The organism is Tritonibacter aquimaris (genome assembly GCF_009617595.1).
Classification (GTDB): Bacteria; Pseudomonadota; Alphaproteobacteria; order Rhodobacterales; family Rhodobacteraceae; genus Epibacterium; species Epibacterium aquimaris.
The window spans coordinates 220155-243371 of record NZ_WIXK01000004.1; the positions used below are offsets into that span (position 1 = coordinate 220155).

General features: G+C 57.6%; 19 protein-coding genes. 9 read left to right on the plus strand and 10 right to left on the minus strand.

All coding sequences use genetic code 11. The features are described 5' to 3' along the window. Positions 1–71: 71 nt before the first annotated feature. A complete protein-coding gene (proS, locus tag GG681_RS09365) occupies positions 72–1427 on the plus strand; it encodes a proline--tRNA ligase (protein WP_153547431.1) in 1356 nt (451 codons plus the stop codon). A 520-nt stretch (positions 1428–1947) separates the two neighbouring features. Here proS and GG681_RS09370 read toward each other — a convergent pair. After that, positions 1948–3342, minus strand: coding sequence for an SLC5/6 family protein (locus GG681_RS09370; RefSeq protein ID WP_153547433.1), 1395 nt, complete (start codon positions 3340–3342; stop codon positions 1948–1950). A gap of 240 nt (positions 3343–3582) precedes the next feature. Between GG681_RS09370 and GG681_RS09375 the strand changes: the two genes are divergently transcribed. Both GG681_RS09375 and GG681_RS09380 read left to right on the plus strand, forming a co-directional pair. After that, entirely contained in the window at positions 3583–4869 is a 1287-nt protein-coding gene (locus tag GG681_RS09375; RefSeq protein ID WP_153547435.1) for a lipoprotein-releasing ABC transporter permease subunit, read from the plus strand. Beyond that, positions 4862–5545, plus strand: coding sequence for an ABC transporter ATP-binding protein (locus GG681_RS09380; protein WP_153547437.1), 684 nt, complete (start codon positions 4862–4864; stop codon positions 5543–5545). Before GG681_RS09375 ends, GG681_RS09380 begins: the two co-directional genes overlap by 8 nt. A 110-nt stretch (positions 5546–5655) precedes the next feature. On the opposite strand, the gene GG681_RS09385 is transcribed toward GG681_RS09380, so the two are convergent. The 6 genes from GG681_RS09385 to GG681_RS09410 all read right to left on the minus strand — a co-directional run bounded on the left by GG681_RS09385 (position 5656) and on the right by GG681_RS09410 (position 11240). Beyond that, positions 5656–6093: a DMT family transporter gene (locus GG681_RS09385; protein WP_153547439.1), complete on the minus strand. Its 438-nt coding sequence runs from the start codon at positions 6091–6093 to the stop codon at positions 5656–5658. Positions 6094–6172: 79 nt separating this feature from the next. Beyond that, entirely contained in the window at positions 6173–7168 is a 996-nt protein-coding gene (locus GG681_RS09390; protein WP_153547441.1) for an ABC transporter ATP-binding protein, read from the minus strand. A 109-nt stretch (positions 7169–7277) separates the two neighbouring features. Continuing rightward, positions 7278–8078 (minus strand): carbohydrate ABC transporter permease, encoded by an 801-nt coding sequence (locus tag GG681_RS09395; protein ID WP_153547784.1) that lies wholly within the window; start codon positions 8076–8078, stop codon positions 7278–7280. A 51-nt stretch (positions 8079–8129) separates the two neighbouring features. After that, positions 8130–9044 (minus strand): carbohydrate ABC transporter permease, encoded by a 915-nt coding sequence (locus GG681_RS09400; RefSeq protein ID WP_153547443.1) that lies wholly within the window; start codon positions 9042–9044, stop codon positions 8130–8132. A gap of 30 nt (positions 9045–9074) precedes the next feature. Further along, positions 9075–10322, minus strand: coding sequence for an ABC transporter substrate-binding protein (locus GG681_RS09405; protein WP_153547445.1), 1248 nt, complete (start codon positions 10320–10322; stop codon positions 9075–9077). A 24-nt stretch (positions 10323–10346) separates the two neighbouring features. Continuing rightward, a complete protein-coding gene (locus tag GG681_RS09410) occupies positions 10347–11240 on the minus strand; it encodes an N-acetylmuramic acid 6-phosphate etherase (RefSeq protein ID WP_153547447.1) in 894 nt (297 codons plus the stop codon). Between the two features lie 158 nt (positions 11241–11398). Between GG681_RS09410 and GG681_RS09415 the strand changes: the two genes are divergently transcribed. From GG681_RS09415 to nagA, 4 genes are read left to right on the plus strand one after another with little or no spacing between them, the layout of a single operon-like run. Then, positions 11399–12298: a BadF/BadG/BcrA/BcrD ATPase family protein gene (locus GG681_RS09415; protein ID WP_153547449.1), complete on the plus strand. Its 900-nt coding sequence runs from the start codon at positions 11399–11401 to the stop codon at positions 12296–12298. Then, positions 12295–13050, plus strand: a complete 756-nt coding sequence (locus GG681_RS09420) for a GntR family transcriptional regulator (RefSeq protein WP_153547451.1) — start codon at positions 12295–12297, stop codon at positions 13048–13050. Before GG681_RS09415 ends, GG681_RS09420 begins: the two co-directional genes overlap by 4 nt. Before the next feature lie 24 nt (positions 13051–13074). Then, on the plus strand, positions 13075–14106 hold the full coding sequence (locus GG681_RS09425) for an SIS domain-containing protein (protein WP_153547452.1): 1032 nt from the start codon (positions 13075–13077) through the stop codon (positions 14104–14106). Continuing rightward, on the plus strand, positions 14103–15227 hold the full coding sequence (gene nagA / locus GG681_RS09430) for an N-acetylglucosamine-6-phosphate deacetylase (protein ID WP_153547454.1): 1125 nt from the start codon (positions 14103–14105) through the stop codon (positions 15225–15227). Before GG681_RS09425 ends, nagA begins: the two co-directional genes overlap by 4 nt. Before the next feature lie 697 nt (positions 15228–15924). Here nagA and GG681_RS09435 read toward each other — a convergent pair. Both GG681_RS09435 and parE read right to left on the minus strand, forming a co-directional pair. Further along, positions 15925–16731 carry a HEPN domain-containing protein gene (locus GG681_RS09435; RefSeq protein ID WP_153547457.1) on the minus strand — a complete coding sequence of 269 codons (807 nt, stop codon included), beginning with the start codon at positions 16729–16731 and terminating at the stop codon, positions 15925–15927. Next, on the minus strand, positions 16728–18686 hold the full coding sequence (gene parE, locus GG681_RS09440; RefSeq protein ID WP_153547459.1) for a DNA topoisomerase IV subunit B: 1959 nt from the start codon (positions 18684–18686) through the stop codon (positions 16728–16730). Before parE ends, GG681_RS09435 begins: the two co-directional genes overlap by 4 nt. 322 nt (positions 18687–19008) lie before the next feature. Between parE and GG681_RS09445 the strand changes: the two genes are divergently transcribed. Together GG681_RS09445 and GG681_RS09450 are read left to right on the plus strand one after the other, a co-directional pair. Beyond that, positions 19009–19707: a hypothetical protein gene (locus GG681_RS09445; protein ID WP_153547461.1), complete on the plus strand. Its 699-nt coding sequence runs from the start codon at positions 19009–19011 to the stop codon at positions 19705–19707. 974 nt (positions 19708–20681) lie between these two features. Continuing rightward, complete coding sequence (locus GG681_RS09450) at positions 20682–21653, plus strand: DoxX family protein (protein ID WP_153547463.1); 972 nt, start codon at positions 20682–20684, stop codon at positions 21651–21653. A 111-nt stretch (positions 21654–21764) separates the two neighbouring features. Here GG681_RS09450 and GG681_RS09455 read toward each other — a convergent pair whose 3' ends face one another. Beyond that, positions 21765–23147 (minus strand): MATE family efflux transporter, encoded by a 1383-nt coding sequence (locus GG681_RS09455; RefSeq protein ID WP_235899835.1) that lies wholly within the window; start codon positions 23145–23147, stop codon positions 21765–21767. Between the last annotated feature and the right edge of the window lie 70 nt (positions 23148–23217).

The window sequence follows — 23217 nt, forward strand, 5'->3', positions numbered from 1 at the left end:
TACCCCTTGCCCCCCAGCCTCTAGGCTTCTAAACCTCTGTGCAAACCTCAAAACACTTTGATGGAGCCAAGATGCGCCTGTCCCGTTATTTCCTGCCGGTTCTGAAAGAGAACCCTTCCGAGGCCCAGATCGTCAGCCATCGTCTGATGCTGCGCGCGGGTATGATCAAACAATCCTCGGCTGGGATCTATTCCTGGCTGCCGCTGGGTTTTAAGGTGCTGAAAAAGATCGAAGGCATCGTTCACGAAGAGCAGATGCGCGCAGGCCATATCCCGCTTTTGATGTCGACCATGCAGCCCGCAGAATTGTGGAAAGAGAGCGGTCGCTATGATGATTACGGTCAGGAAATGCTGCGCATCAATGACCGCCACGACCGCGACATGCTGTTTGGCCCCACCAACGAAGAGATGATCACCGACATCTTCCGCTCGCATGTGAACTCCTACAAAGACCTGCCGCTGACCATGTATCAGGTGCAGTGGAAGTTCCGCGATGAAATCCGCCCGCGCTTTGGGGTGATGCGGGGCCGTGAATTCTATATGAAAGACGGCTACAACTTTGATCTCTCCAAAGAAGATGCGCTGCACGCCTATAACCGCCATCTGGTCAGCTACCTGCGCACCTATGAACGCATGGGCCTGCAGGCGATCCCGATGCGCGCCGATGGCGGGCCGATTGGTGGCGACTACACCCATGAATTCCTGGTGCTCGCGGAAACCGGCGAAAGCGAGGTTTTCTATGACAGCGCGGTGACTGACCTCAGCTTTGGCGATCGTGAGATCGATTATGACAGTGTGGAACAGTGTCAGGGCGTGCTGGAAGAGTTCACCACGAAATACGCGCGCACCGATGAAACCCATGATGAAGCGCTGTTTAACGACATCCCCGAAGACCGCCGCCGCGTCGCGCGCGGGATTGAGGTTGGCCAGATCTTCTATTTTGGCACCAAATATTCCGAAAGCATGGGCGCCACCGTGCAAACCGCAGATGGCAAATCCACGCCCGTTCACATGGGCAGCCACGGCATCGGCGTGTCGCGTCTGTTGGGCGCCATTATTGAGGCCAACCATGATGACAATGGCATCATCTGGCCCGAAGGGGTGACCCCGTTCCACTGCGGTATCGTGAACCTGAAACAGGGCGATGAGGCTGCGGATGCCGCCTGCAACGATCTCTACAAGGCGCTGACCGCTGCGGGTCTGGATCCGCTTTATGATGATCGCAAAGAACGCGCAGGCGGCAAATTTGCCACCATGGATCTCATCGGTCTGCCCTGGCGCATTACTGTAGGCCCCCGTGGTCTGAAGAACGGCGTGGTGGAATTGACCTCGCGCCGCAGCGGTGAAAGCGAAGAACTGGCACCCGAAGCAGCTGTGGCCAAGATTGTTGAGATTTATCAAAATCACCCCAGCCCGCAGGGTTTTTGATCTCTAAATGGATTGAGAAAAGGAAAGCCCTGCCTCCCCTGGTGGGGCTTTTTCATGCGCATTGGACGCGGTCGGGCAGGAAAATGAACGCCCCGAAGCGGTGCGCGAGACCTCAATGCGCAGCGTTTGGAGCAGGGGGCACGCGCCGAAAGCGCATTTGAAACCGGCCATCCCGTCTGGCCCGCCGAGGGGCTTCGGAAACGGCATCACCAACTTGCGGCGTCACGCGACGATCAGTTCAAAGGCGAAGAAAGCGATCCTCACCAGAGCGGTCTCTGGATCTTGGGCCAGCCCCTCCCGCCCAGCCTGCGGGAATTAAAATTCCCTTGGCCGGTTGGGCGTGGCACCGGGCCTTTGGCCCGGTGCCACGCCCAACGCCTGAACCGGTGCTCTTAAGAGCGCAGGGGCAGGGGGCGGGAGCATTTGGAAGAGGGTTCCATGATTGCGAGAAAACGCGCAGTGGATGGGCGCCTTCTCAGTGTTTCAGGTTTGATGTTCCCCAGCGCGATATTCAGTTGATTTACGCAGCAGGGGCGCTGTGCTGTGCAACCCGCTGTGAAGATCCCACCCATGTGGCCACAAACCCCACGATCAGCACCATAATACAGATCTGCAGCAGCTGTTCATATTTGTGGCCCTCATACAAAAACGCGGCAACGCGCTCATCGGCGCGCAGGAAATACCCCGCAGCCCCCAGCATGGCGGCGGCAAAGCTTACACCATAAGCCCAAAGCGCAATCTCACGGCGCAGCAGCAGCCCCACCACCAGCACCGGCGTCAAAAACATCGACGCCGTGCCAGACACCGCCACCGCATCAAACAGGCTCTGATTGCCCCAGAGCGTCAGCGCCGCCCCAAGCACCGCAAACACCACCATGGCGGCGCGCCCGCCCATCAGGCTGCGCGGCGCAAGGCGCAGCTCTTCCACCACCAGCCGCGCGGAGGACGACAGCGCCGAATCCAGCGTCGACAGCGCCGACACCAGCAATGACACCATCAATGCCGCAAACACCCAGCCCGGCAACATCTGCGCCCAGGTGCCAATCAGCTGGCCCTCATAGGCCGCACCCTCAAGATGGGCCTGAATGCCAAAGGCACCAAAGGCCAGAATGCACAGCGCCGAAATCCAGAACGCATGTAGGAAACTGCGGCGCGTGGTGGCAGGGTCCGCCACAAACCCGCGATCCATCATCACCGGATCATGCACCGGGTAGGAAAACACCTGCAAAAACGCGACCATTAGCAGGATCCAGCCATTGTGCGGACCTGCGGCACCCTGCGCCGTGATCACCGCCACAGGATCAAAGCCGGGGCTCAACAGCAACGCCAGAAAGGCCGCGCCAAACACCACAATAAACAGCGCCATCTGCAACACATCGGTGCGCAAAGCCGCGCTCAAACCGCCCCAAAGCGAATAGACCAGCGCCAGCGCGCCCACCGTCAGCACAACCCCATCCTGATAGGCTGCAAGATTTGGTTGAATGGCTGCAAATATCAATCCAACCACAATCAGATTGGCAAACACCTCCGACAATAGCCGCAGCGCAATCACCAGATTATACGCCCCGGTGCCAATTGCGCCAAAACGCGCGTTCAGCCAGCTTTGCACTGAATGCGCACCCTCTGCGCGCAGCCGCGCCACAATATAGCCGCCGGTCAGAAACGAGCCGTAATAGGCGGTATAGGCCAGCACACCAGGTCCGCCATAGTAATAGCCCAAAATCGCGGAATTCATCAGAGAGCGGGCAAAGATCCAGGTGGTCACCTGGCTCAGCACCAGCACCCACAGCCCCGGCGCATCCCCACGCGCGCCCGCACCGCCAAAAAAGCTTGCTATTGTGACCTGTCGTGGCGCAACCCAGATACTGGCCACAAGGATGGCGGAAAAAACGCCAATGATTAGAATTGGTTGCATTTGGGGCTCCGGAGGTATGAGATAAATTTCCCCTTAACAGATTGGTAAACCTTGAGCCAATCAATTGCCTGTGAGAGCGCAAGCGCAACCCGTGATCTCAGGGCAGAAGCTGTGGCTAAGCTCCTCAATCGGCAGTAAAATGCAGCCCATCCCGGCTGTTGCTTGACGCTTCACACGCCCGCCCATAGGGTGCGCCAAAGCGCCGATGTAAGACCGCGCGCGCATAAAAACGGAGCAGTCATGGCCACTTCACCCCCGCCATTTTCGCGATATGAATGGATGATTGCCTGGCGATATCTGCGCGCCCGACGCAGCGAAGGGGGCGTCAGCGTGATGACCTGGATCTCGCTGATTGGCATCACCTTGGCGGTGTTTGCTCTGATCGCCACATTGGCGGTGCGCTCTGGGTTTCGCTCTGAACTTGTGGGGGCGATACTTGGTGCAAACTCCCATGTAACCATTTATTCTCATGGGGAAATTACCGAAAACGGTGTCATCAACCGCAGCTTTGACAACTACGAGACCCTGGCCCGCGATCTGGCCGCGGTCGAGGGTGTCATTCGCGCGGCTCCGCTGATCAAAGGGCAGGTGATGGCCTCACGCGCGCAGCGCAATGCGGGCGTGCAGGTCTTTGGCATTTCGCTTGATGACATCCGCGACATCCCCGGCGTCGCCCAAAGCGAAGAGGCGGTGGGTGATCTCTCCCGTTTTGATGCTGGCATTGCGCTGGGATCCGGGGTGGCGCGTGAACTTGGCGTGAGCGTCGGGGATCGCATCAAGCTCATCTCTCCCAACGGTGTCAAAACCGCCTTTGGCACCTCACCGCGCGTCAACGCCTATGAGGTGGTCTATATTTTCACGGCCGGTCAGTATGAGATCGACCGCACCCGCGTTTACATGCCCTTTGCGGAGGCGCAACGTTACTTTAACCGCGAAGGCGTTGCTGATGAGATCGAGGTGATGCTCACGGATCCTGAACAGGTTGAGGCGCTGTCGCTGCCGCTGTTGCGCGTGGCTGGTGGTCTGGCCGGGGTCTGGACCTGGCGCGACGCCTCGGGCGCGTATTTGCGCGCGCTTGAAGTCGAAGACAATGTGATGTTTGTGATCTTGTCGATCCTGGTGCTGATTGCGACGATGAACATCGTTTCGGGCCTGATTATGCTGGTGCAAAACAAGGGCCGCGACATTGGCATCCTGCGCACAATTGGCCTCAGCGAAGGGGCGGTGCTCAGAGTGTTTTTCATCTGCGGTGCCTTTACCGGGGTGATTGGCACCTGTTTTGGCGTGGTTCTGGGCTGTCTCTTTGCGCTTTATATCGATCCGATTTTTTCCTTTGTGAACTACATGATGGGTGGCGGCGTCTGGGATCCTTCGATCCGCGGTATCTATGCACTGCCTGCGGAACTGCACCTGGCAGATGTGATGAAAGCGGTGCTGCTGTCGCTTGGCCTTTCCTTTGTGGTGACAATTTTCCCAGCCCGGCGTGCGGCCCGGCTCAACCCGGTAGAGGCGCTGCGCTATGAGTAATGACACCATTCTGTCGCTGTCTGGCATCACCAAAACCTACAACCCCGGCGCGCCCAATGCGGTCAGCGTGTTGCGCGGTGTTGATCTTGAACTAAAAGCCGGAGAGCTGGTGGCGCTGGTTGCGCCCTCGGGCTCGGGCAAATCAACGCTTCTGCATATTGCGGGGCTGTTGGACAGTGCCGATGATGGCAGCGTTGCCATCAATGGCGCGCGGGTTGGGCGTGGCGATGGCCGTCGCACGACTTTGCGCCGCCAGGAGGTGGGGTTCATCTATCAGTTCCACCATCTGCTGCCGGAATTCAGCGCCGAAGAAAACATCGTGCTGCCGCAGCTTGCCAATGGCATGAGCCAACGGGGCGCTCGCGCGCGCGCCGCTGAACTGTTGGCGCTGGTGGGGCTGCAAGATCGCGGCGCGCATCGACCCGCAGCGCTTTCTGGCGGCGAACAGCAGCGGGTTGCCTTTTGTCGCGCGCTGGCCAATCAGCCCCGGCTTTTGCTGGCGGATGAACCCACCGGCAATCTGGATCCGGCCACCTCAGATCAGGTGTTTGACGCGCTGATGACTTTGGTGCGTGCAGGCGACATGGCCGGGCTTATTGCCACCCATAATATGGAGCTCGCAGCGCGTATGGATCGGGTGCTGCGCCTCGAAGAGGGTAGGCTTGTCGACGCCTGAAAACCTTGTCGCGACCCGGGCCGTAAGGCCCTCCGCCCTTTGGGCGGACCCGCGCGCGCCGGGGCTTTGCCCCGGCGCGCGCGCTTTCCCTTGCAGATGCAGCGCAAAGATTACGCAAGCTGGGTGATCCAGACCCCCAGCGCCATCACGCTGATGCCAGCGGCGCGCACCAAACTCAGCGGTGACACCTGCGCGCCAAACAGGCCAAAGTGATCAATCGCCGCGGCAGAAATCAACTGCCCCAGCAGCACAAAAAACACCGCATTTCCCACGCCAAAATGAGGCGCAATATGGGTGATCGTCAGCACGTAAAACGCAATCAGCACCCCGGCCAGAAACAGATGTTTGGGTGCCGCGGATAGTTTCGCCAGCGCGGCGGTGCCGGAAAACAGCACCATCACCAGCGCGCTTGCGGCAAAGGCCACCAGAAACAGCACCGCCCCCGCCACCGTGGGGGAGCCGATAATGCGTCCCAGCGCCGCGTTCAATGCGGCAAGGATCGGAATGCCAACCCCCGCCAGCAGCATAACAGCTGCATATTGGCTCATGAAATGTCTCGCATGAAAAATCCTCCCTCAGAAACTGGCTAAGGCCAGCGCCCAAAAGCAGCAAGACTTCCGTTACGTGTCAGCGCAGCCGCGCGCCTTCAGCGTCAAAGTAGTACATGCGCTCCGCCGGGGCGGACAGTCTCAGCTGGTCACCGGACGCCACCGCATGTTGGCCAAACAGGCGCAGCGTCAGGTCTTCTGCGCCCACATGGCCCACCACATTGGTGTCACCGCCCAGCTGTTCAACATGGTGCACATCCACCGCCAGCGGCCCATTGGGATCCAGTACCAGATCTTCGGGGCGGATGCCCACGGTCATATCCTGGCTGCCCGACAGCAGCGGCGCGGGCAGGAAATTCATCGAGGGCGATCCAAGAAACCCTGCCACAAACTGATTGGCCGGGTTGTTATACAGCTCCATCGGGCTGCCCACCTGTTCCACCCGGCCATCGCGCAGCACCACGATCTTGTCGGCCAGCGTCATCGCCTCGGTCTGATCATGGGTCACATAGATCATCGAGGCCGCCAGCTGCGCATGCAGATTGGCAATCTCAATCCGGGTGTTCATCCGCAGCGCCGCATCCAGATTGGACAGCGGCTCGTCAAACAAAAACAGCTTCGGATGACGCACAATCGCCCGGCCAATCGCCACCCGCTGACGCTGCCCGCCCGACAGTTCCGATGGGTAGCGGTCCAGATAATTTTCGAGGTTCAGCATGCGGCTGGCTTCCGCCACACGCTCTTCGATCACTGCTTTGCTCTGCTTTTCCTGCTTCAGCGCCAGCGACATATTCTTGCGCACATTGAGATGCGGATAAAGCGCATAGCTTTGAAACACCATGGCAATGCCACGTTTGGACGGGGGCGCCAGGTTCACATTTTCATCGCCAATGGTGATGTCGCCAGATGTGGCATCCTCCAGCCCGGCAATCACCCGCAAAAGGGTGGATTTGCCACAGCCCGATGGGCCAACAAAGACAACAAACTCGCCGTCTTCCACTTCGATATTGATATCTTTCAGCACATGAACCTTGCCAAAAGACTTGTTCACATTGGTCAGACGCAGGGCGGTCATTTGGGTATCTCCTTTGCGGCTGCTCCTGTGCGGCCAGCCATTCATGGGGCCTGCAGCAAAAGCACATCATTGGGATGCGGCCACGCGCGTGGCCGCGAAGGGGGGTGGCTTATTTCACGGCGCCTGAGGTCAGGCCCCGAATGAGCTGGCGTGAGAAAATCACATACAGAACCAGCACCGGCAGGATCGCCATCGACAGCGCCGACAGAACCGCGTTCCAATCGGTGACAAACTGGCCGATGAACACCTGGCTGCCCAGCGTCAGCGTCTTGGTCTCTTCGGCCGGGGCCAGGATCAGCGGGAACCACAGATCGTTCCAGATCGGGATCATATTGAACACCGCAACCGTGGCCATTGCCGGGCGCACCAGTGGCAACACCAGTTTGAAAAAGATGGTGTATTCCGACAGCCCATCAATACGGCCCGCGTTTTTCAGATCATCCGACACCTGACGCATGAACTCGGTCAGGATGAACACGGCGAGCGGCAGGCCCTGCGCGGTATAGACAAGGATCAGCGCCCAAAGCGTGTTCACCAGCCCGCTCGCCACCATCATATCAAGGATGGCAACCGTGCCGATACGGATCGGGATCATGATCCCCAGCGCCATATAAAGCCCCAGAATGGTATTGCCCTTAAAGCGGTATTCGCTCAGCGCGAAGGCGGCCATAGCGCCAAACAGCAGCACAAAAAACAACGAGGCCACGGTGACAATGAAGGAGTTCTGAAAGTAGAGAAAGAAATCCCCCTGTTTCATCACCGTCTGATAGCCCACCATCGAAAAACTCTCCGCATCCGGCAGCGCCAGAGGTTCGCGAAAGATCGATTTGCGGGTTTTGAAACTGTTGATCAGGATCACAAAAACCGGAAACAGCGCAATCAGCGTATAGAGGATCAGCCCTCCATGCATCGCAGCGGTATTAAACGGGTTGGTACGTGCTTTATTCACGGTCCTGGCTCCTTACAGCTGGTAGCGACGCATGCGGGATTGCACGCCAAAGAGGTAAAGGCAGACGCCCACCAAGATGATGGCAAACATCGCACCGGCAATAGCAGACCCCATATGCGGATCGCCAAGCTGCAGCTGAAAGCCAAAGAAGGTGCGATACATGAAGGTGCCTAAGATATCGGTTGAAAAATCCGGCCCCGCCAGCGCGCCCTGTGCTGCATAAATCAGATCAAACGCGTTGAAATTGCCCACAAATGTCAGGATTGATATAATCCCGATCGACGGCAGGATCAGCGGCAGTTTGATCTTCCAAAAGGCCGACATGCCGGTGATGCCATCGATTTCGCCCGCCTCCAGCACCTCTTCGGGCACCGACAAAAGCGCGGCATAGATCAGCATCATCGGAATGCCGACAAACTGCCAGACCGAAATCAGCGCCAGCGTGGTCAGCGCATATTCTTCTTTGCCCAGCCACGGCGCAAACAGCGATTTCAGACCCACCGCATCCAGCATCGATGGCGCAATGCCCCAGATCGGTGACAGGATCAGCTTCCAGGCAAAGCCCACAATCACAAAGCTCAGGATTGTGGGGATAAAAATCGCCGATCGGTACAGCGCGGCAAACCGCAGCCGGGGATGGCTAAGCAGGGCTGCCAGCGCAATACCAATCGGGTTCTGAACCAACATATGGATCAGGAAAAACCAGAAATTATTTCCCAGTGCATTCCAGAATTGCTCTGACCAGATCGGATCTCCGAACAGGGTTTTGAAATTCTGCAGCCCAACATAGACGCGGGTCTGATCAACCTCGCTGAACAGCGACAGGCGCAACGTATTGACCAGTGGAAAGATCATCACAGCTGTGTAAATCAAGGCCGCAGGGGCAAGAAACACAAGGATGTGCCAGCGGATGCGGGGCTTTTGCATGGGTATTCTCCGGCTCATTCTGGCAGATCGTTACTTCTGCGGCGCATACCAGCTGGCAAGACCATCTTGCAGCTTCTGGCTTACGGCTTCGGGGCTTTCGGTGCCTTTGATGGCAGCAACAGACGCACCCCAGGTGTCGTTTTCAAGGTTCGGCGTACCCCGCGACAGGATCTGATAGGTGGAACGGATGGTGCTTTCACACTCATTGCGCCAGCCCACAAACTCCCGCGCCAGCGGATCTTCCAGCTCAACAGGGGCGTTTGACAACGGGAAAAACCCCGGCAGCGCATTGCCAAAGATCGATGCAAACTCTGCGCTTGCCACCCAGCCAAGGAAGGTCTTTGCCGCCTCGGGATGTGCTGTCTTGGCGTTCATGCCAATGCCAATATCGGTGTGATCCGAGATATAGCAGGTGTCACCTGCGGCCTGCACCGGCGGCTTGAACGCGCCCATCTCAAATTCAGCCAAAGCGTTGAAACCACTGATTTCCCACGACCCCGCCGGATAAATCGCAGCGCGCCCCAGGGTGAACAGGTTCTGGCTGTCCGGATAGGTCTGCGCCTCATAGCCCGCACCCAGATAGGGGGCCCATTTCGCCAACGTCTCATAAGGCGCAACCCATTGCGCATCGGTCAGCTTTTGTTCGCCATTGATCAGCGCCAGACGGCCTTCTTCACCTTTCCAGTAGTTCGGACCAATGTTGTTATAACCCATTGTGGCGGCTTCCCACTGGTCATTGGTGCCCATCGCCATTGGGATATAGCTGCCGTCCTCGTTGATCTTATCCAGCGCGGCAAAGAACTCATCTTCGGTGGTTGGAACCGCAATCCCCAGCTCTTCGAACGCGTCTTTATTGTAGATGAAACCGTGGATTACAGATGCCATCGGCACGCAGAAACTGGTGGCACCATCATCGGTCTGCCAGGCGGATTTCGCCACATCGGAAAAGCTCGACATCGCGTCAAGATCATTCAATGACGCCAGATGCCCAGCCTCATACAGCGCAAGTGACGCATCAAACGGGCGGCAGGTGATCAGATCCCCGGCCGATCCCGCATCCAGTTTGGAATTCAGCACCGCATTATATTCCGGCGGCGAGGACGGGGTGAATTTCACCTTAATACCCGGATGTTCGGCTTCAAACGCCGGAATGATCTTCTCTTGCCACAACGTCAGGTCGTCATTGCGCCAGCTTTCGATTGTCAATGTCACATCTTCCGCATAGGCGGAGGTCGCAACCAGCGCAGAGCTGGCCAGCATCATCAATTTGCGTTTCATTTTTACATCCCTGTGAACTGATGGTTAAAGATCCCGCAGGCGGTCCAGCGCCGGGCGCAGATGCCCTTTGCTTTCTTCCAGCAGGGTATTGGCCGCGGTGATATTTTTTGCACCTGCGGCAATGAGAATGGCGGGTTTGACCTGGCCCTGGGCGGCATCCAGCGCCTGTTTGGCCCGGTCTGCATCCACCGCTGCCACATCCGCCACAATGTTTTGGGCGCGGGCAAGCAGTTTGATATTGTCAGCGGTAAGGTTGACCATCATGCCGTCATGCACATGGCCCAGCTCTACCGCCATCAGGGTCGACAGCATATTCAGCGCAATCTTTTGCGCGGTGCCAGCCCCCATCCGGGTGGAGCCGGATAAAACCTCCGGCGGGGTCTCCAGCGCGATGGCGTGATCGCTCATCTGCAACAGCGCAGAGCTGGCAGTATTGGCAATTCCGATGATGGTTGCGCCAATTTTTCGCGCAATTTCAGCTGCTTCAATCGTAAACGGGGTGCTGCCACTGGCGGAAACTGCAATCACCGTGTCCGCCGCGCTCAGATCCGCAAGGTCGCGTTTGATCTGCCCGGTGTCATCTTCGGTGCCGCCGGGCATTTCGGCGCTTGTGGGCAGGCCGCCGGCCATGTGAATGCGGATCTGGTGAGGTGGGATCGAAAACGTGCCGCCCAGCTCCATCGCATCGGCAGCTGCCATCAACCCGGATGACCCCGCCGCCACATAATGCAGACGCGCCCCCGCCGCGATGCTCTGCGCCATCGCCGATCCGCCGCGCGCAATAACATCATGGGCCGGGGCAGGGGCGGCGGCTGCCGCATGCTGCGCTTCCGCCAGAATCTGCGCAATCTCCGCCAACGGACGCTGTTCCAGCCCCCGTGCAGCAGCATGCAATTGTTCTGTGATGCGTTTTGGCATGCGAATCTCCCCCTGGTGGTGATTAGAATACCTTTTAGATACCATTTGTCCACGACTTTCTGAATTGGTGGGTAATTCCTTTCTGAAAGCCCGTAAATTTTGGATTTGGTTCTATTTCAGGGTTTCAAAACCATTAAAGGTATTATAAAGGTATCTACATGACAGTTGATCCACGCCACAGCACCACAGCTCAATTCATTGCCATCGACGGCGGCGGCACCCGCTGCCGGGTGGCGCTGCGCCATCAGGGGCGCGACATCACCGCCGAAGTGGGCTCTGCCAATGTCACCAGCGACTTTGATGCGGCGTTGCAGCAGATTTCGCTGGGTCTCACGCAGGTGTCTGAACAGGCCGGGCTTGCAGATCTCAGCGCGGTGCCTGCCTATCTGGGGCTCGCAGGTGTGGCCGGTCCCGCGATGGCAGACCGGGTGCGCGCCGCGTTGCCGTTTAAATTCGCCCGCGTCGAAGATGACCGCCGCGCTGCCCTACGGGGGGCGCTCGGGCGGCAGGATGGGGCGATTGCCCATTGCGGGACGGGGTCGTTTTTTGCCACGCAAATCAAAGGGCTATCACGTTTTTCTGGCGGCTGGGGCCCGGTTCTGGGGGATGAGGCTTCGGCGCAATGGGTGGGGCGCCGCGCCCTGACAGTGACCTTGGCCAGCGTCGATGGGCTTGCCCCGGAAACGGGGCTTGCGCGCCATTGCCTTGAAACCTACGGCGGCGCGGCGGGGATTGTGGCCTTTGCTGCAACTGCAAAACAGGTGGAGTTCGGCCATATCGCCCCGGCCGTCACCCAGCACGCCGCACAAGACGATGCGCTTGCGTGCCAGATCCTGCAGGAGGCCGCGGATGTGCTGGCACAGACCCTGCCAGACCTGGGTTGGCGCAGCGATATGACCCTATGTCTGACCGGCGGAATTTCCCGGTTCTATGCGCCGTATCTGCCTGAAAACATGAAACTTATGATCCGTGATCCCGCCGGTGAGCCGCTCTCGGGCGCGCTGAGCTTGGCACAAGATTTCTACCACGAACTTGCCAATGGAGAGGTGCACCCATGAGCGTTGCTGATTTTCTCGACCCTGCAGACTGGCTTGGCCAGCGCTCCGGTCCCCGCTATGTGCAACTGCGCCGCCGTCTGGAAGAGGCCATCGAATGTGGCATCCTGCCGCCCGACAGCTCTTTGCCGCCCGAACGTGAAATCGCCGAACTCACCGACCTGTCGCGCGTTACTGTGCGCAAGGCCATTCAGGAGCTGGTGAAATCGGGAATTGTTGAACAACGTCAAGGCTCTGGCTCCTTTGTGCGTGCGCCGGTTGCGCGGGTGGAGCAGTCGCTGTCGCATCTCACATCCTTTACCGAAGACATGCAGCGGCGCGGCCTTGAAACCACCTCGAAATGGTTGGAGCGCGGTGTGTTCATGCCCGCCCCAGAAGAGGTCGAAGTGCTGGGTCTTGGCGCGGATGATTCAGTTGCGCGCATCTACCGGCTGCGCGAAGCCGGCGGTCAGCCGATGGCGTTGGAATGTGCAGCGCTGCCCATGGATCTGTTGCCCAATCCCATTCAGGTCACCACCTCGCTTTATAAGGTGCTGGCCGAAAGCGGACATCGACCGGTGCGGGCGCTGCAAAAAATCTCCGCAATCAACCTTGAGCCCAAAGACGCCGCACTGCTCGGCGTCGCCGAGGGCACCGCAGGGCTGCGCATCCAGCGTATCTCTTATCTCGACAGCGGGCGCGTGGCTGAACTGACCCGCTCGATCTATCGTGGTGACGCCTATGACTTTGTTGCTGAACTGCGCCTATCTAACTGATTTTTATACAAAAGGGCTGCTGCTATGACCCGTTACACCTCCACGCGTATGCGACGTGAAATCAATGAAATTCCTGCCGCGGTAGAACGGCTGCTCAGCGCCGGACAAGAGGGCGTTTCCGCCGCCGCCGCTGAAATTCGCCAGCAGGATCCACGGTTTTTGCTCTCGGTTGCGCGCGGCTCGTCCGATCATGCGGCCACCTATCTGAAATACGCAAGCGAGCTGCTGCTGGGCCTGCCTATGGCCTCGGTTGGGCCTTCGGTGAAATCGATCTACGGCGTTGATATGTCAGCAAAAGGCGCGCTGTGCATCTCGGTTTCGCAGTCGGGCCAAAGCCCCGATATTGTCAGCCTCAGCCGCTCATTCGCTGAATCTGGCGCCTATACGGTGGCGATTACCAATGACGCATCCTCGCCGCTTGCAAAGGCCAGCAGCGCCACCTTGCCAATCCACGCGGGCCCCGAGCTGAGCGTCGCGGCCACCAAAACATTTGTCACCTCACTTGTTGCAGGTCTGTGGCTGTTGGCTGAAGTCAAAGGCGATGCTGATCTGCTAGCCGCCATCCGCGCGTTGCCTGAACAGCTAAATCGCGCCACCGGCTGTGATTGGTCCGCCGCCGTTGAGGCAGTAGATGGCAGCTCGCTTTTCACGTTGGGGCGCGGGCCAAGCTGGGCGATTTCAAATGAAGCCGCGCTCAAGTTTAAAGAGACCTGCCAGATCCACGCCGAAAGCTATTCCTCTGCCGAAGTGCTGCACGGCCCGGTGTCCATCGTAGAAGCAGGCTTTCCGGTGATTGGTTTTGCCGCTGCTGACGCGGCTGAAGACAGTCTGGCCGAGGTTGCAGATACAATCGCCGATAAGGGCGCGGTGGTCTTTGCCACCTCTGATCGGGTCAAAAAAGCAAAACCGCTGGAGCATGTGCGCACAAACCACTGGATCACCGATCCCATTGCCTCCATCGTGTCGTTTTATGGCATGGTTGAAACCGTGGCGGCCCGGCGCGGCATCAACCCCGATACCCCGCGCCATCTGAAGAAAGTGACACAAACCCTATGAGCCAAGACAGTGTTACCTATTGCGGTGGTTTGATCTTTGACGGCACATCCCTCCACAGCGGCTGGGCGGCGCAGTTTGAGGGTGGCATCTTGCAGGCGCTTGGCCCCAAAGGTGAGATCGATCTTTCCGGTCAAGTCATTGACCTTAATGACGATATTCTATCGCCGGGCTATGTGGATCTGCAGCTTAACGGCGGCGACGGGCTTATGCTCAATGATGATCCTTCTGTTGCGACGCTCAAACGTATGGCCAAAGCCCACCTTGGGTTGGGCTGTCGTCGCATTCTGCCAACCCTGATCACCGACACATATGACAAAACCCGCCGGGCGATTGATGCTAGCGTTGCGGCCCAGGGGGTGCCTGGTATCGCGGGGCTGCATCTGGAAGGGCCGCATCTGGCGGTTGCGCGCAAAGGGGCCCATGATGCGGATCTGATCCGGGTGATGGAGGATCGCGATCTGGAAATGCTGCTGCAGGCGGCAGCTGATCTGCCTGCGCTTATGCTGACATTTGCGCCAGAAAGCGTGACAATTGAACAGGTTAAGCTGCTCGCAGAGGCAGGCGTGGTGCTGTCGCTGGGGCACACGGATGCGGATTTTGACACGGCGCTTTCCTATGTTGAGGCCGGGGTTGGTTGCGCCACGCATCTGTTTAACGCCATGAGCCAGATGGGCAATCGCGCGCCGGGAGTTGTGGGCGCGGTGCTGGCGTCGGGGCAGATCTCGGCGGGGTTGATTGCCGATGGCATTCATGTGCATCCGCAGGTGATGGCGGCGGCGCTTCGGGCAAAAACCGGCCCGGCTGAGATTTTCCTTGTCAGTGATGCGATGGCGGTTGCGGGCACCGAGGATGCGGGGTTTGCGTTGGAAGGCCGCCAGATCCTGCGCCAAAACGGCCGACTGACGCTGGAAGATGGCACATTGGCGGGGGCGGATCTGGATCTGACCCGCGCGCTGCAGGTGTTGGTGGCGGATGTGGGTGTCTTGCCAGAGCGGGTGTTGCGGATGGCGACGACGGTGCCTGCGCGGCTGATTGGGCTGGATATGACGCTTAGGCCGGGCATGGCGCGCGCGGATGTGATCCGTATTTCCAACGGGTTTGGCGCGGCTACTGCCGCGTGATCCACACTTGCTGTGTGCCTTTGTGCTGTTGAATGCCTGTAGGTGAGGCAGATAAAGGTGGCGGCCGCCAATGGGCCGGGGCGGGAGGGTCCCGCAATTGCGCAATGCCACACACGTCTTTCTGCACCTTGGAGGATGCCATCCCTCCGCATCGGTGGTCTGAGAAGCGCGCATGCACCCCGTGGTTTATCTGGCCCGCGTGGGGCCGGTTGTGTCCGAACGGGATGAGTGTCGCGCGCAGCTGTTAACAGGGCCTAAGCGGGGCGCGCGCTGGGGGCGCAACGGGCAGGGGCCGCGCGCGCTGGCACCTGTTGTAAGTGTTTGGTTTTTGAGTATTTATAAAAAGGTGAAGGGGCAGGGCGCGCGCCACAGGGGTGTTGCGTTGTGGGGGCTGGTCGCGCAGTTTTGGCGCTTGCGGACCCCTTTTGCATCAAGGTGAGAGGTTTGCAGGTGTGCGCCTTTGGGACGTGGTGCGTAGCAGCACGGCCCGCGCCTGACCTTCCCGTCATGCCGCAGGCATGCTTTCAGCATGATGAAGGCGCTTCACGCCTCCCCAAGGTCAGGTGCGGGCCTTGTGTTGGGGGGGGGAGCGCCTTGGGCTTCGCCCATGGGAAGGCACGGTCATTGCGGTCTAAATTTATCTATCAGATAAAGTGAAATTTCCGTACTTAGAGCGGTGTTGGCTGTGTGAGGCTATTTACCGATCATGTTCCTTAAGGGCCTCGTCAAAACCTTTTAAGATTCTTTCGCTTGTTTTAAATCGACTTTCTAAAAAAGAGCGAAGGCTAGTGAAGTCAGAGGTTGCCATTGCAGCAGATGCGATTTCAGAACGGTCCATGGAAGCGGGTAATTGCGAAAAATTGAAATTATCGGAGTTTAATTTGAAGTTGTTTTTGGATAAAATTTCGGACCTTTTTGCATCATAGAGACTCTTCTTTTGCCGGAGAAACGCAAATTCGGTAGAGGCATCAAAATTACGATCTCGCCGTAATACTTCTAAGTATGTTGTGCCATTGCTGTTTGTAGCATTTAACGGAATACATACTCTTCGGAGCATGAATGACAAAATATCAAACTTCACCAGATCGAGTGGAAGGAAACGGAGAGGCACCTGCCGGTATCGAGTATCTGTTGAACCGTGTATATTCAGTCTTTGTAGGTAGTTTTCGACGGTTTCGTTTGGCCCGTCTTGCGATACGAGATGAACTTCACGAAATCTCTCTGAAATGATTTCCTCAGGGATGTTGAATGATTCCGGAATTAGATCATGCGTATGTTCTCTAAGGCGTGATACCAGATCTTTTACATCGTGAGTGAATGAAATTTTAGCATTGGAATTTATAAGTAAAGAACACTTGCTGTATTTTTCTATTGTTTGGCAGGCATTCCAAGCAAAGTGACGGAATAGACCAAGTTCTAGCATCGCCCGTGCTGCGAGATAGTCGTCATCGGCAGCACGAACAAAGATCTTTTGAGCTATGGCAGTTTCTTCACTGACCCTCAAACATCCAACTCCTCCACGAACTTCGCGTTTTCCTGAATATACTGGAAGCGCAGCTCGGGTTTTTTGCCCATCAGACGTTCCACCAGATCGCCGGTCTCGCCCGGTTCGTCCTCATCAATGGTGACCCGGATCAATTTGCGGGTGTTGGGATCCATTGTGGTTTCTTTCAGATCCTTGGCGTCCATTTCACCAAGACCCTTGAAGCGGGAGACCTCGATTTTGCCTTTGCCGCCAAGACCTTTTTCCAGCCACATGTCGCGCTCTGCCTCGTCCAGACAATAGACCCGGCGCGCGCCCTGGGTCAGGCGGAACAGCGGCGGGCAGGCCAGATACAGATGGCCCGCATCAATCAACGGCCGCATCTGGGTGAAGAAAAACGTCATCAACAGCGAGGCGATATGCGCCCCGTCCACATCCGCATCGGTCATGATGATGATCTTGTCATAGCGCAGATCATCGAGGTTGAATTTGGTGCCCAAACCCACACCGAGCGCTTCGCAGAGGTCGCGGATTTCGGCGTTGGAGCCCAGTTTCGATGAGGCCGCGCCCAGCACGTTGAGGATCTTACCCTTGAGCGGCAGCAGCGCCTGGGTTTCACGGTTGCGCGCGCCTTTGCCGGAGCCACCCGCAGAGTCACCCTCAACAATAAAGAGTTCGGTGTTGGAGCGGTTTTTGGCGGTACAATCGGTGAGTTTGCCGGGCAGGCGCAGTTTCTTGGTGGCGGATTTGCGCTGGGTCTCTTTTTCCTGACGGCGGCGCAGGCGTTCTTCGGCGCGCAGGATGAGGAAATCGAGAATGGCCCCGGCGGATTTGGTATCGGCGGCCAGCCAGTTGTCAAAATGGTCGCGCACGGATTGTTCGACCATTTTGGCGGCGGATTCTGTGCTGAGCCGGTCTTTGGTCTGGCCCACAAATGCGGGATCCGCGATGAAGCAGGAGACCAGCGCGCAGCCACCCGCCATCAGATCATCGCGGGTGATTTGCGCGGCTTTTTTGTTATGGACCAATTCGCCGTAGGCTTTGATGCCTTTTAAGATCGCGGCCCAGAAGCCGGTGACATGGGTGCCGCCTTCGGGGGTGGGGACGGTGTTACAGTAGCTTTGGGTGAAACCGTCGCGCGAAGGGGTCCAGTTGATCGCCCATTCCACATAGCCGGGTTCGCCGAATTTCTCGCCAAACTCTACCTTGCCGCCAAAGGGCGCGTCGGAATAGGTGGTGGTTTTGCCCAGCACTTCGTTCAGATAATCGCGCAGGCCGCCGGGGAAGTGGAAGGTGGCTTCGGTTGGGGTTTCGCCGTCGTCGATGTGGCTTTTCCAGCGGATTTCAACGCCGGAAAACAGATAGGCCTTGGAGCGCACCAGGGTGAACAGGCGTTTGGGTTTGAACCGATGCGAGCCAAAGATCATCTCATCGGCGTGGAAGGTCACGGTGGTGCCGCGCCGATTGGGGGCGGATCCGATCTTTTCAACGCCGCCCAGGGGCAGGCCGCGGGAAAATTTCTGTTCAAACAGTTCTTTGTTTTTCGCGACTTGCACCACCAGACTGTCGGAAAGCGCGTTCACGACTGACGAGCCAACCCCATGCAGGCCGCCTGAGGTTTGATAGGCCTTGCCAGAGAATTTACCACCGGCGTGCAGCGTACAGAGGATCACCTCAAGCGCGGATTTATCCGGGAATTTGGGGTGCGGATCAATGGGGATACCGCGGCCATTGTCGCGCACGGTGAGCGAGTAGTCGGCATGCAGCTCTACCTCGATCCGATTGGCATGGCCTGCAACCGCTTCGTCCATGGAGTTGTCGAGGATCTCCGCCACCATATGGTGCAGCGCCCGTTCATCGGTGCCGCCGATATACATGCCGGGGCGCTGGCGCACGGGCTCCAGTCCTTCGAGGACTTCGATGGAGGATGCGTCATAGGTCTCGGCCTGGGGCGTGGAAAGAAGATCGTCTGCCATGTGTTGGGGCTGCTCTCAACTGGATGTGATTTGATGTTGTTTGCGCTCCATTATGGCAGCAGATGCGCGCAGGCGAAAGGGGGGCTGCGGGCGCTGTGGATAAGAGGGGGTGGGGGATGTCTTGTGGGTCAGGTGGTGGCGCGCTTGGGGAGTGGCGCAGTTGCCGGTTGGGCCGCATTGCGGACGAAGCTGCCGTTGGCTACATCTCGGCGAGGTCGGCTTTGCTGCTTCGTGGACAGTTGCATGTACTTTCATTGAGACTAATGTGCGGTCTCAATGGCAATTTCAATGTCTAGCTGTAGCCAAGAGGGAACAAGAAAATATGGGAACTTGGGGCTACAAAGTTGGAGAGGATGACGTTTTCCGCGACGTCTACGATTTCTTTTTCGATACTTACAATCAAGGAGCCTCTCCTGAAGAGGCAAGTGAGCGAGTGCTAGAAGAAATGTCGGGGTGTTTTTCTGACGATGATGACCAATATGAAGCTTATCTTGCTCTCGCTTTTGCCCAGTGGGAAACACAGTATAAAGACGTCGGGACTATTGAGGAGGTCGAGAGATTCATCTCGACAGGCGAAAGCCTAAGAAACTGGTCTGGAAGAGGCGGCGATGAGACGTTGTTAAAGAGACGTCGTCGAGCGTTGAACTCATTTTTACGCAAGATCAAAAAACCAAGGCGTTCTAAGAAGAGACGTGTTCATATAGTTCCTGAGTTCCAAGAGGCTATTCTAGTTGACTTGATTGCCCCAGACAATCGCAAGGCTCTAACTATCCAAGAGATCTACATGGATGGGAGGTTTATTCACACGTCGGCGATGGTTATGTGGAGTGAAGGCGGAGGCAGCATATTTCACAGCGACCGTTCGGGTCTAGAAATTTGCGCCGAATGGCTGGGCTCCCAAAATTTGCAGATATGCTTTCTAAACGCAGGTGAAGAAGACTTGAGCTTTGGCATCGGAAATCCAAATGAGGCTTTCTTCTGCGGAGATCGCGTGAAACTTGTCTATAAGTTCTCAGACTGACCACACCTGTTTCTGCAGTCTATTCGATCACCAACTACGTTTCGGTTCGGTCTATCGCCTGAGAGCGTGTAAACGGACATTCATGCATTGCGCATCATCGGCGTTGGGCACAGTCTAGCCACTGGCCGCGATGTTCACGAATGACAGCTTTGGGCTCAAAACAGGCTTTCGCTGAGTTTGGGTGATTTCGACTTTCTGGACCGCACAAACACATAGATTGCCCCCGGCGGACGTGCATGTGGTGCTGCGTTGAAAGTATCCACTGATGGCCCTGTGGTGGAGCTGTTTCGTTTTTTGGGGCAGGGAATACTTTCTCGCCAGCTGGGCAACTGTGGCAATGAATGTACCGGTAGCCGCCTGGGCTTTCTCGGCTGGCGCGATCTTGGTAACCAATTGTGCGCGTTGTTGGACAGCATCGTTTTGAGGCGCGTCCAACCGGTCTCTGGCGGGTGCTCGAATTTAGCGCGACGGGCTGCGATCCGCTGTGTTCCCACGGATGTGTGATTTGAACTTCCAGGGCATCCAATCTAACGACTGACCTATCAAAAACCCGCACTCGGAAAAGCGTTATGCTCGCACCTCAGGCTGCTTTCCTTCGAACGTCATTTCTGTGGCTGGCAACGTTTTTCTTGCTTGTTGTTGGGGCTTTACAAGTGTCGGAAGTGCCGTTGCTGGAGGGTGTTTCCCAAGAGGTTTCAAGCGGTGAGCAAAGTATTGAGCCCGGTGACGCATCGCCTTGCGGGGAGCGGTGTTCGACGGATGGTATTTCGTGCACTGGCAACTATGGCACATTGATACACGCCAGCTGCACTTTCGTTGTTTTTGGTCAACCGCGCGCCGTGGTGCCCCATAACGTTTTGCCGCTTTGGGGGCGGTCTGTGGGGGTTGATCCCGAGCCTCCGAAATGACGGTCGAATAAACCTGGCAGCGCTCGCGCTGCTGATCTTTTATTCCTGTCAAATCGGAGTGTCCCAATGACACAATCAACATTGCCCAACTCGGGCGCACATCAGCTGTGGACTGCAGCGATCTCTTCGGGTGCTGACCGTCTGTCAGCGCAAAACCTTACCTTTATCGCGCTTATTTTGCGGCTTGGCATCGGGGCGGTATTTTTGGTCGGCGGCTGGTGGAAGCTGTCACGTGCAATCGACCCAACCCGCGCCGACGCATTGGTCAGCCGCTATATGGCGCCAAACGGCTATATCAACGAGTTCTTTCAGACCTATCTTTTTTCGGGGGATCTGCTGACGCCCTGGATGTTCATGACCGCACTTTCAGCATTTGAACTGGCGGCCGGGATCGCCCTGATCCTTGGCCTTTTGGTGCGGCCGCTTGCCATTATCTTTGGCTTGCTGATGTGGTCCTTTGTGGCCGCGCTTCCGGTTGTCACCACGCCAGGTCTTGCGCCAACGGATGCAACCTTTCTCACACCAGCGCTGATTGTTCAGATCCGCGATATTGCTCTTTCGGGGTTCTGTTTTGCTTTGGCCGCTGTGGGCTCGGGTGCTGTTAGTCTGGATGCCAAGCTTTTGGGGCGCGGGGAACCAATGGGCATGGTCGGCTGGGCCAATATCGGGCTTTTGATCCGCTTGTCGGTTGCTGTAACCTTTCTTGTTGGCGGCGCGTTTTATGGTTTGGACCACGTTAAATCCTGGATTGCGGTCCCGCTTGTTTCCATCGCAATCGCGGTCATTTTGCTGTCCGGTCACGGTGTGCGCCTGGCGGCGATAGCCGCGCTTGCGGTTTTGCTGTTCTATTGCGGTGGAAAACTGGATAGCGCCAAACCGCTGTGGGACAACCTAAATGCGATTAAACGCGAATTTGCGTTTCTGGCAGCGTCCGGCCTGTTGCTGGTTTTTTCTGGTGGCAAAGCCTTTCAGCTTGGCGCGCTGATCCACGATCCTAAAACTGCGTTGTTTGGGCCAGGGCAACACCAGGCCCAATAACAAACAGCTAAATGTCCCAACGGCTTTATCAAGCTGTTGGGGCAAATTGGGGTTTTGCATGATCTAAGGGCGGGCGCTTGGTGGTGGTCCAGCCCTTTTGTTCTGGCGTGGCTACTGCGCTTCCAGCAGGTCTTTGCGTTTGACCGCGTGGCCCCAGAAGCGGATGAACAGCATGATCGCAACGGCGCTGAGGCCTGAAGCCATGCCGATCCAGACGCCAAAGCCGCCGAAACCCAGCACAAAGCCCAGCACATAGCCCGCAGGGATGCCCACCACCCAATAGCCAAACACCGCAATCACCATCGGTACATTGGTGTCTTGCAGACCGCGCAACAGACCCAGCGCCACCGCCTGCATACCATCGGCCAGCTGAAACAGCGCCGCCACCGCCAGCAGGGCCACTGCGGCGATAAGGATATCTGCGCGGGCGGGATCATCGGGTGACAGGAAGAACCAGATCAGCGTTTCCGGCATCAGCAGGAAGGCCGCAATTGAGGCTATGGCAAAGGTGAATGACATGGTGATCAGCACTTTGGCTCCGCGTTTCATATGCGGCAGATCGCGGCGTCCCAGCGCATTGCCGGCACGGATGGTGGCCACGTTTGACAGGCCCAGATGCACCATGAAGGTAAGGCCAGAGAGGCCAACTGCGATCCCATGCGCCGCCAGTGTGATCGGGCCAAGCCAGCCCATCATCAGCGCTGAGGCGGTGAACAGCGATACTTCGGCCAGGGTGGTGAACCCGATGGGCACGCCAAGGCGCAGCACCTGGCTGAACATCTCCCAGTCGGGGTTGTGCAGGTTTTGAAACAGCGCCTGTTCGGGCAGGGCGCGCTGGCAGTAGATCACCAGAAACAGCAGCGAGGCCAGCTGGGTTGCCAGAGAGGCAATTGCAGCGCCAGCAAGCCCCAGTTCAGGGGCGCCAAAATTGCCAAAGATCAGCACGTAGTTGACCGCGCCATTGACCACAGCCGCGGTGAGCGTCATCGCCAGCACCACCTGGGTGCGTTCGCCCGCGGCAAGGGTGGATTTCAGCACCATCACCCCCAGTGCGGGAAAGATGCCCCAGCCCATAATACGCAGGTATTGCGCCGCATCGCGGGCCACGTCGGGGTCTTGTCCGAGCAGGGCAAAGATCTCTTTGGACCACCAAAACAGCGGCATCGCTAGCGCACCATAGAGCATCGACAGCCACAGCCCCATGCGATTGGCGCGTCGTTCGGTGGTGGTATCACCTGCGCCCTGGGCTTCGGCGACCAGTGGCAGCACTGCAAAGGCAAAGCCTGAGCCAAACAGGAAAATCGCAAAGAAATAAGACCCTGCAAGCGTAATGGCTGCAAGCGCGGGGACGCTGTACCAGCCGAGCATGGCGGTGTCGGTCAGGCCAATTGCAAATTGCGCCACATGGCCGCCGATCAGCGGCAGGCCAAGAACGGCGATGGCGCGGGCGTGGCCCTGGCTGCTCATCTGGGTGGGGGTGGTGTGTTGGGTCATGAATCGTCATTAGGCCCGCGTTTGCGTTGGCGCAAGAGAGATTGTGATTGGTCGTGAATGTGACTTTAGG

What these genes read in the sequence shown, in the direction of transcription:
- parE (WP_153547459.1), bottom strand. Translation starts at nt 18,686, where the DNA reads ATGGCAGACGATCTTCTTTCCACGCCCCAGGCCGAGACCTATGACGCA.
- GG681_RS09405 (WP_153547445.1), bottom strand. Translation starts at nt 10,322, where the DNA reads ATGAAACGCAAATTGATGATGCTGGCCAGCTCTGCGCTGGTTGCGACC.
- nagA (WP_153547454.1), top strand. Translation starts at nt 14,103, where the DNA reads ATGAGCCAAGACAGTGTTACCTATTGCGGTGGTTTGATCTTTGACGGC.
- GG681_RS09450 (WP_153547463.1), top strand. Translation starts at nt 20,682, where the DNA reads ATGACACAATCAACATTGCCCAACTCGGGCGCACATCAGCTGTGGACT.
- GG681_RS09420 (WP_153547451.1), top strand. Translation starts at nt 12,295, where the DNA reads ATGAGCGTTGCTGATTTTCTCGACCCTGCAGACTGGCTTGGCCAGCGC.
- GG681_RS09445 (WP_153547461.1), top strand. Translation starts at nt 19,009, where the DNA reads ATGGGAACTTGGGGCTACAAAGTTGGAGAGGATGACGTTTTCCGCGAC.
- GG681_RS09380 (WP_153547437.1), top strand. Translation starts at nt 4,862, where the DNA reads ATGAGTAATGACACCATTCTGTCGCTGTCTGGCATCACCAAAACCTAC.
- GG681_RS09370 (WP_153547433.1), bottom strand. Translation starts at nt 3,342, where the DNA reads ATGCAACCAATTCTAATCATTGGCGTTTTTTCCGCCATCCTTGTGGCC.
- GG681_RS09385 (WP_153547439.1), bottom strand. Translation starts at nt 6,093, where the DNA reads ATGAGCCAATATGCAGCTGTTATGCTGCTGGCGGGGGTTGGCATTCCG.
- GG681_RS09390 (WP_153547441.1), bottom strand. Translation starts at nt 7,168, where the DNA reads ATGACCGCCCTGCGTCTGACCAATGTGAACAAGTCTTTTGGCAAGGTT.
- GG681_RS09455 (WP_235899835.1), bottom strand. Translation starts at nt 23,147, where the DNA reads ATGACCCAACACACCACCCCCACCCAGATGAGCAGCCAGGGCCACGCC.
- GG681_RS09410 (WP_153547447.1), bottom strand. Translation starts at nt 11,240, where the DNA reads ATGCCAAAACGCATCACAGAACAATTGCATGCTGCTGCACGGGGGCTG.
- proS (WP_153547431.1), top strand. Translation starts at nt 72, where the DNA reads ATGCGCCTGTCCCGTTATTTCCTGCCGGTTCTGAAAGAGAACCCTTCC.
- GG681_RS09375 (WP_153547435.1), top strand. Translation starts at nt 3,583, where the DNA reads ATGGCCACTTCACCCCCGCCATTTTCGCGATATGAATGGATGATTGCC.
- GG681_RS09395 (WP_153547784.1), bottom strand. Translation starts at nt 8,078, where the DNA reads ATGCATGGAGGGCTGATCCTCTATACGCTGATTGCGCTGTTTCCGGTT.
- GG681_RS09425 (WP_153547452.1), top strand. Translation starts at nt 13,075, where the DNA reads ATGACCCGTTACACCTCCACGCGTATGCGACGTGAAATCAATGAAATT.
- GG681_RS09400 (WP_153547443.1), bottom strand. Translation starts at nt 9,044, where the DNA reads ATGCAAAAGCCCCGCATCCGCTGGCACATCCTTGTGTTTCTTGCCCCT.
- GG681_RS09415 (WP_153547449.1), top strand. Translation starts at nt 11,399, where the DNA reads ATGACAGTTGATCCACGCCACAGCACCACAGCTCAATTCATTGCCATC.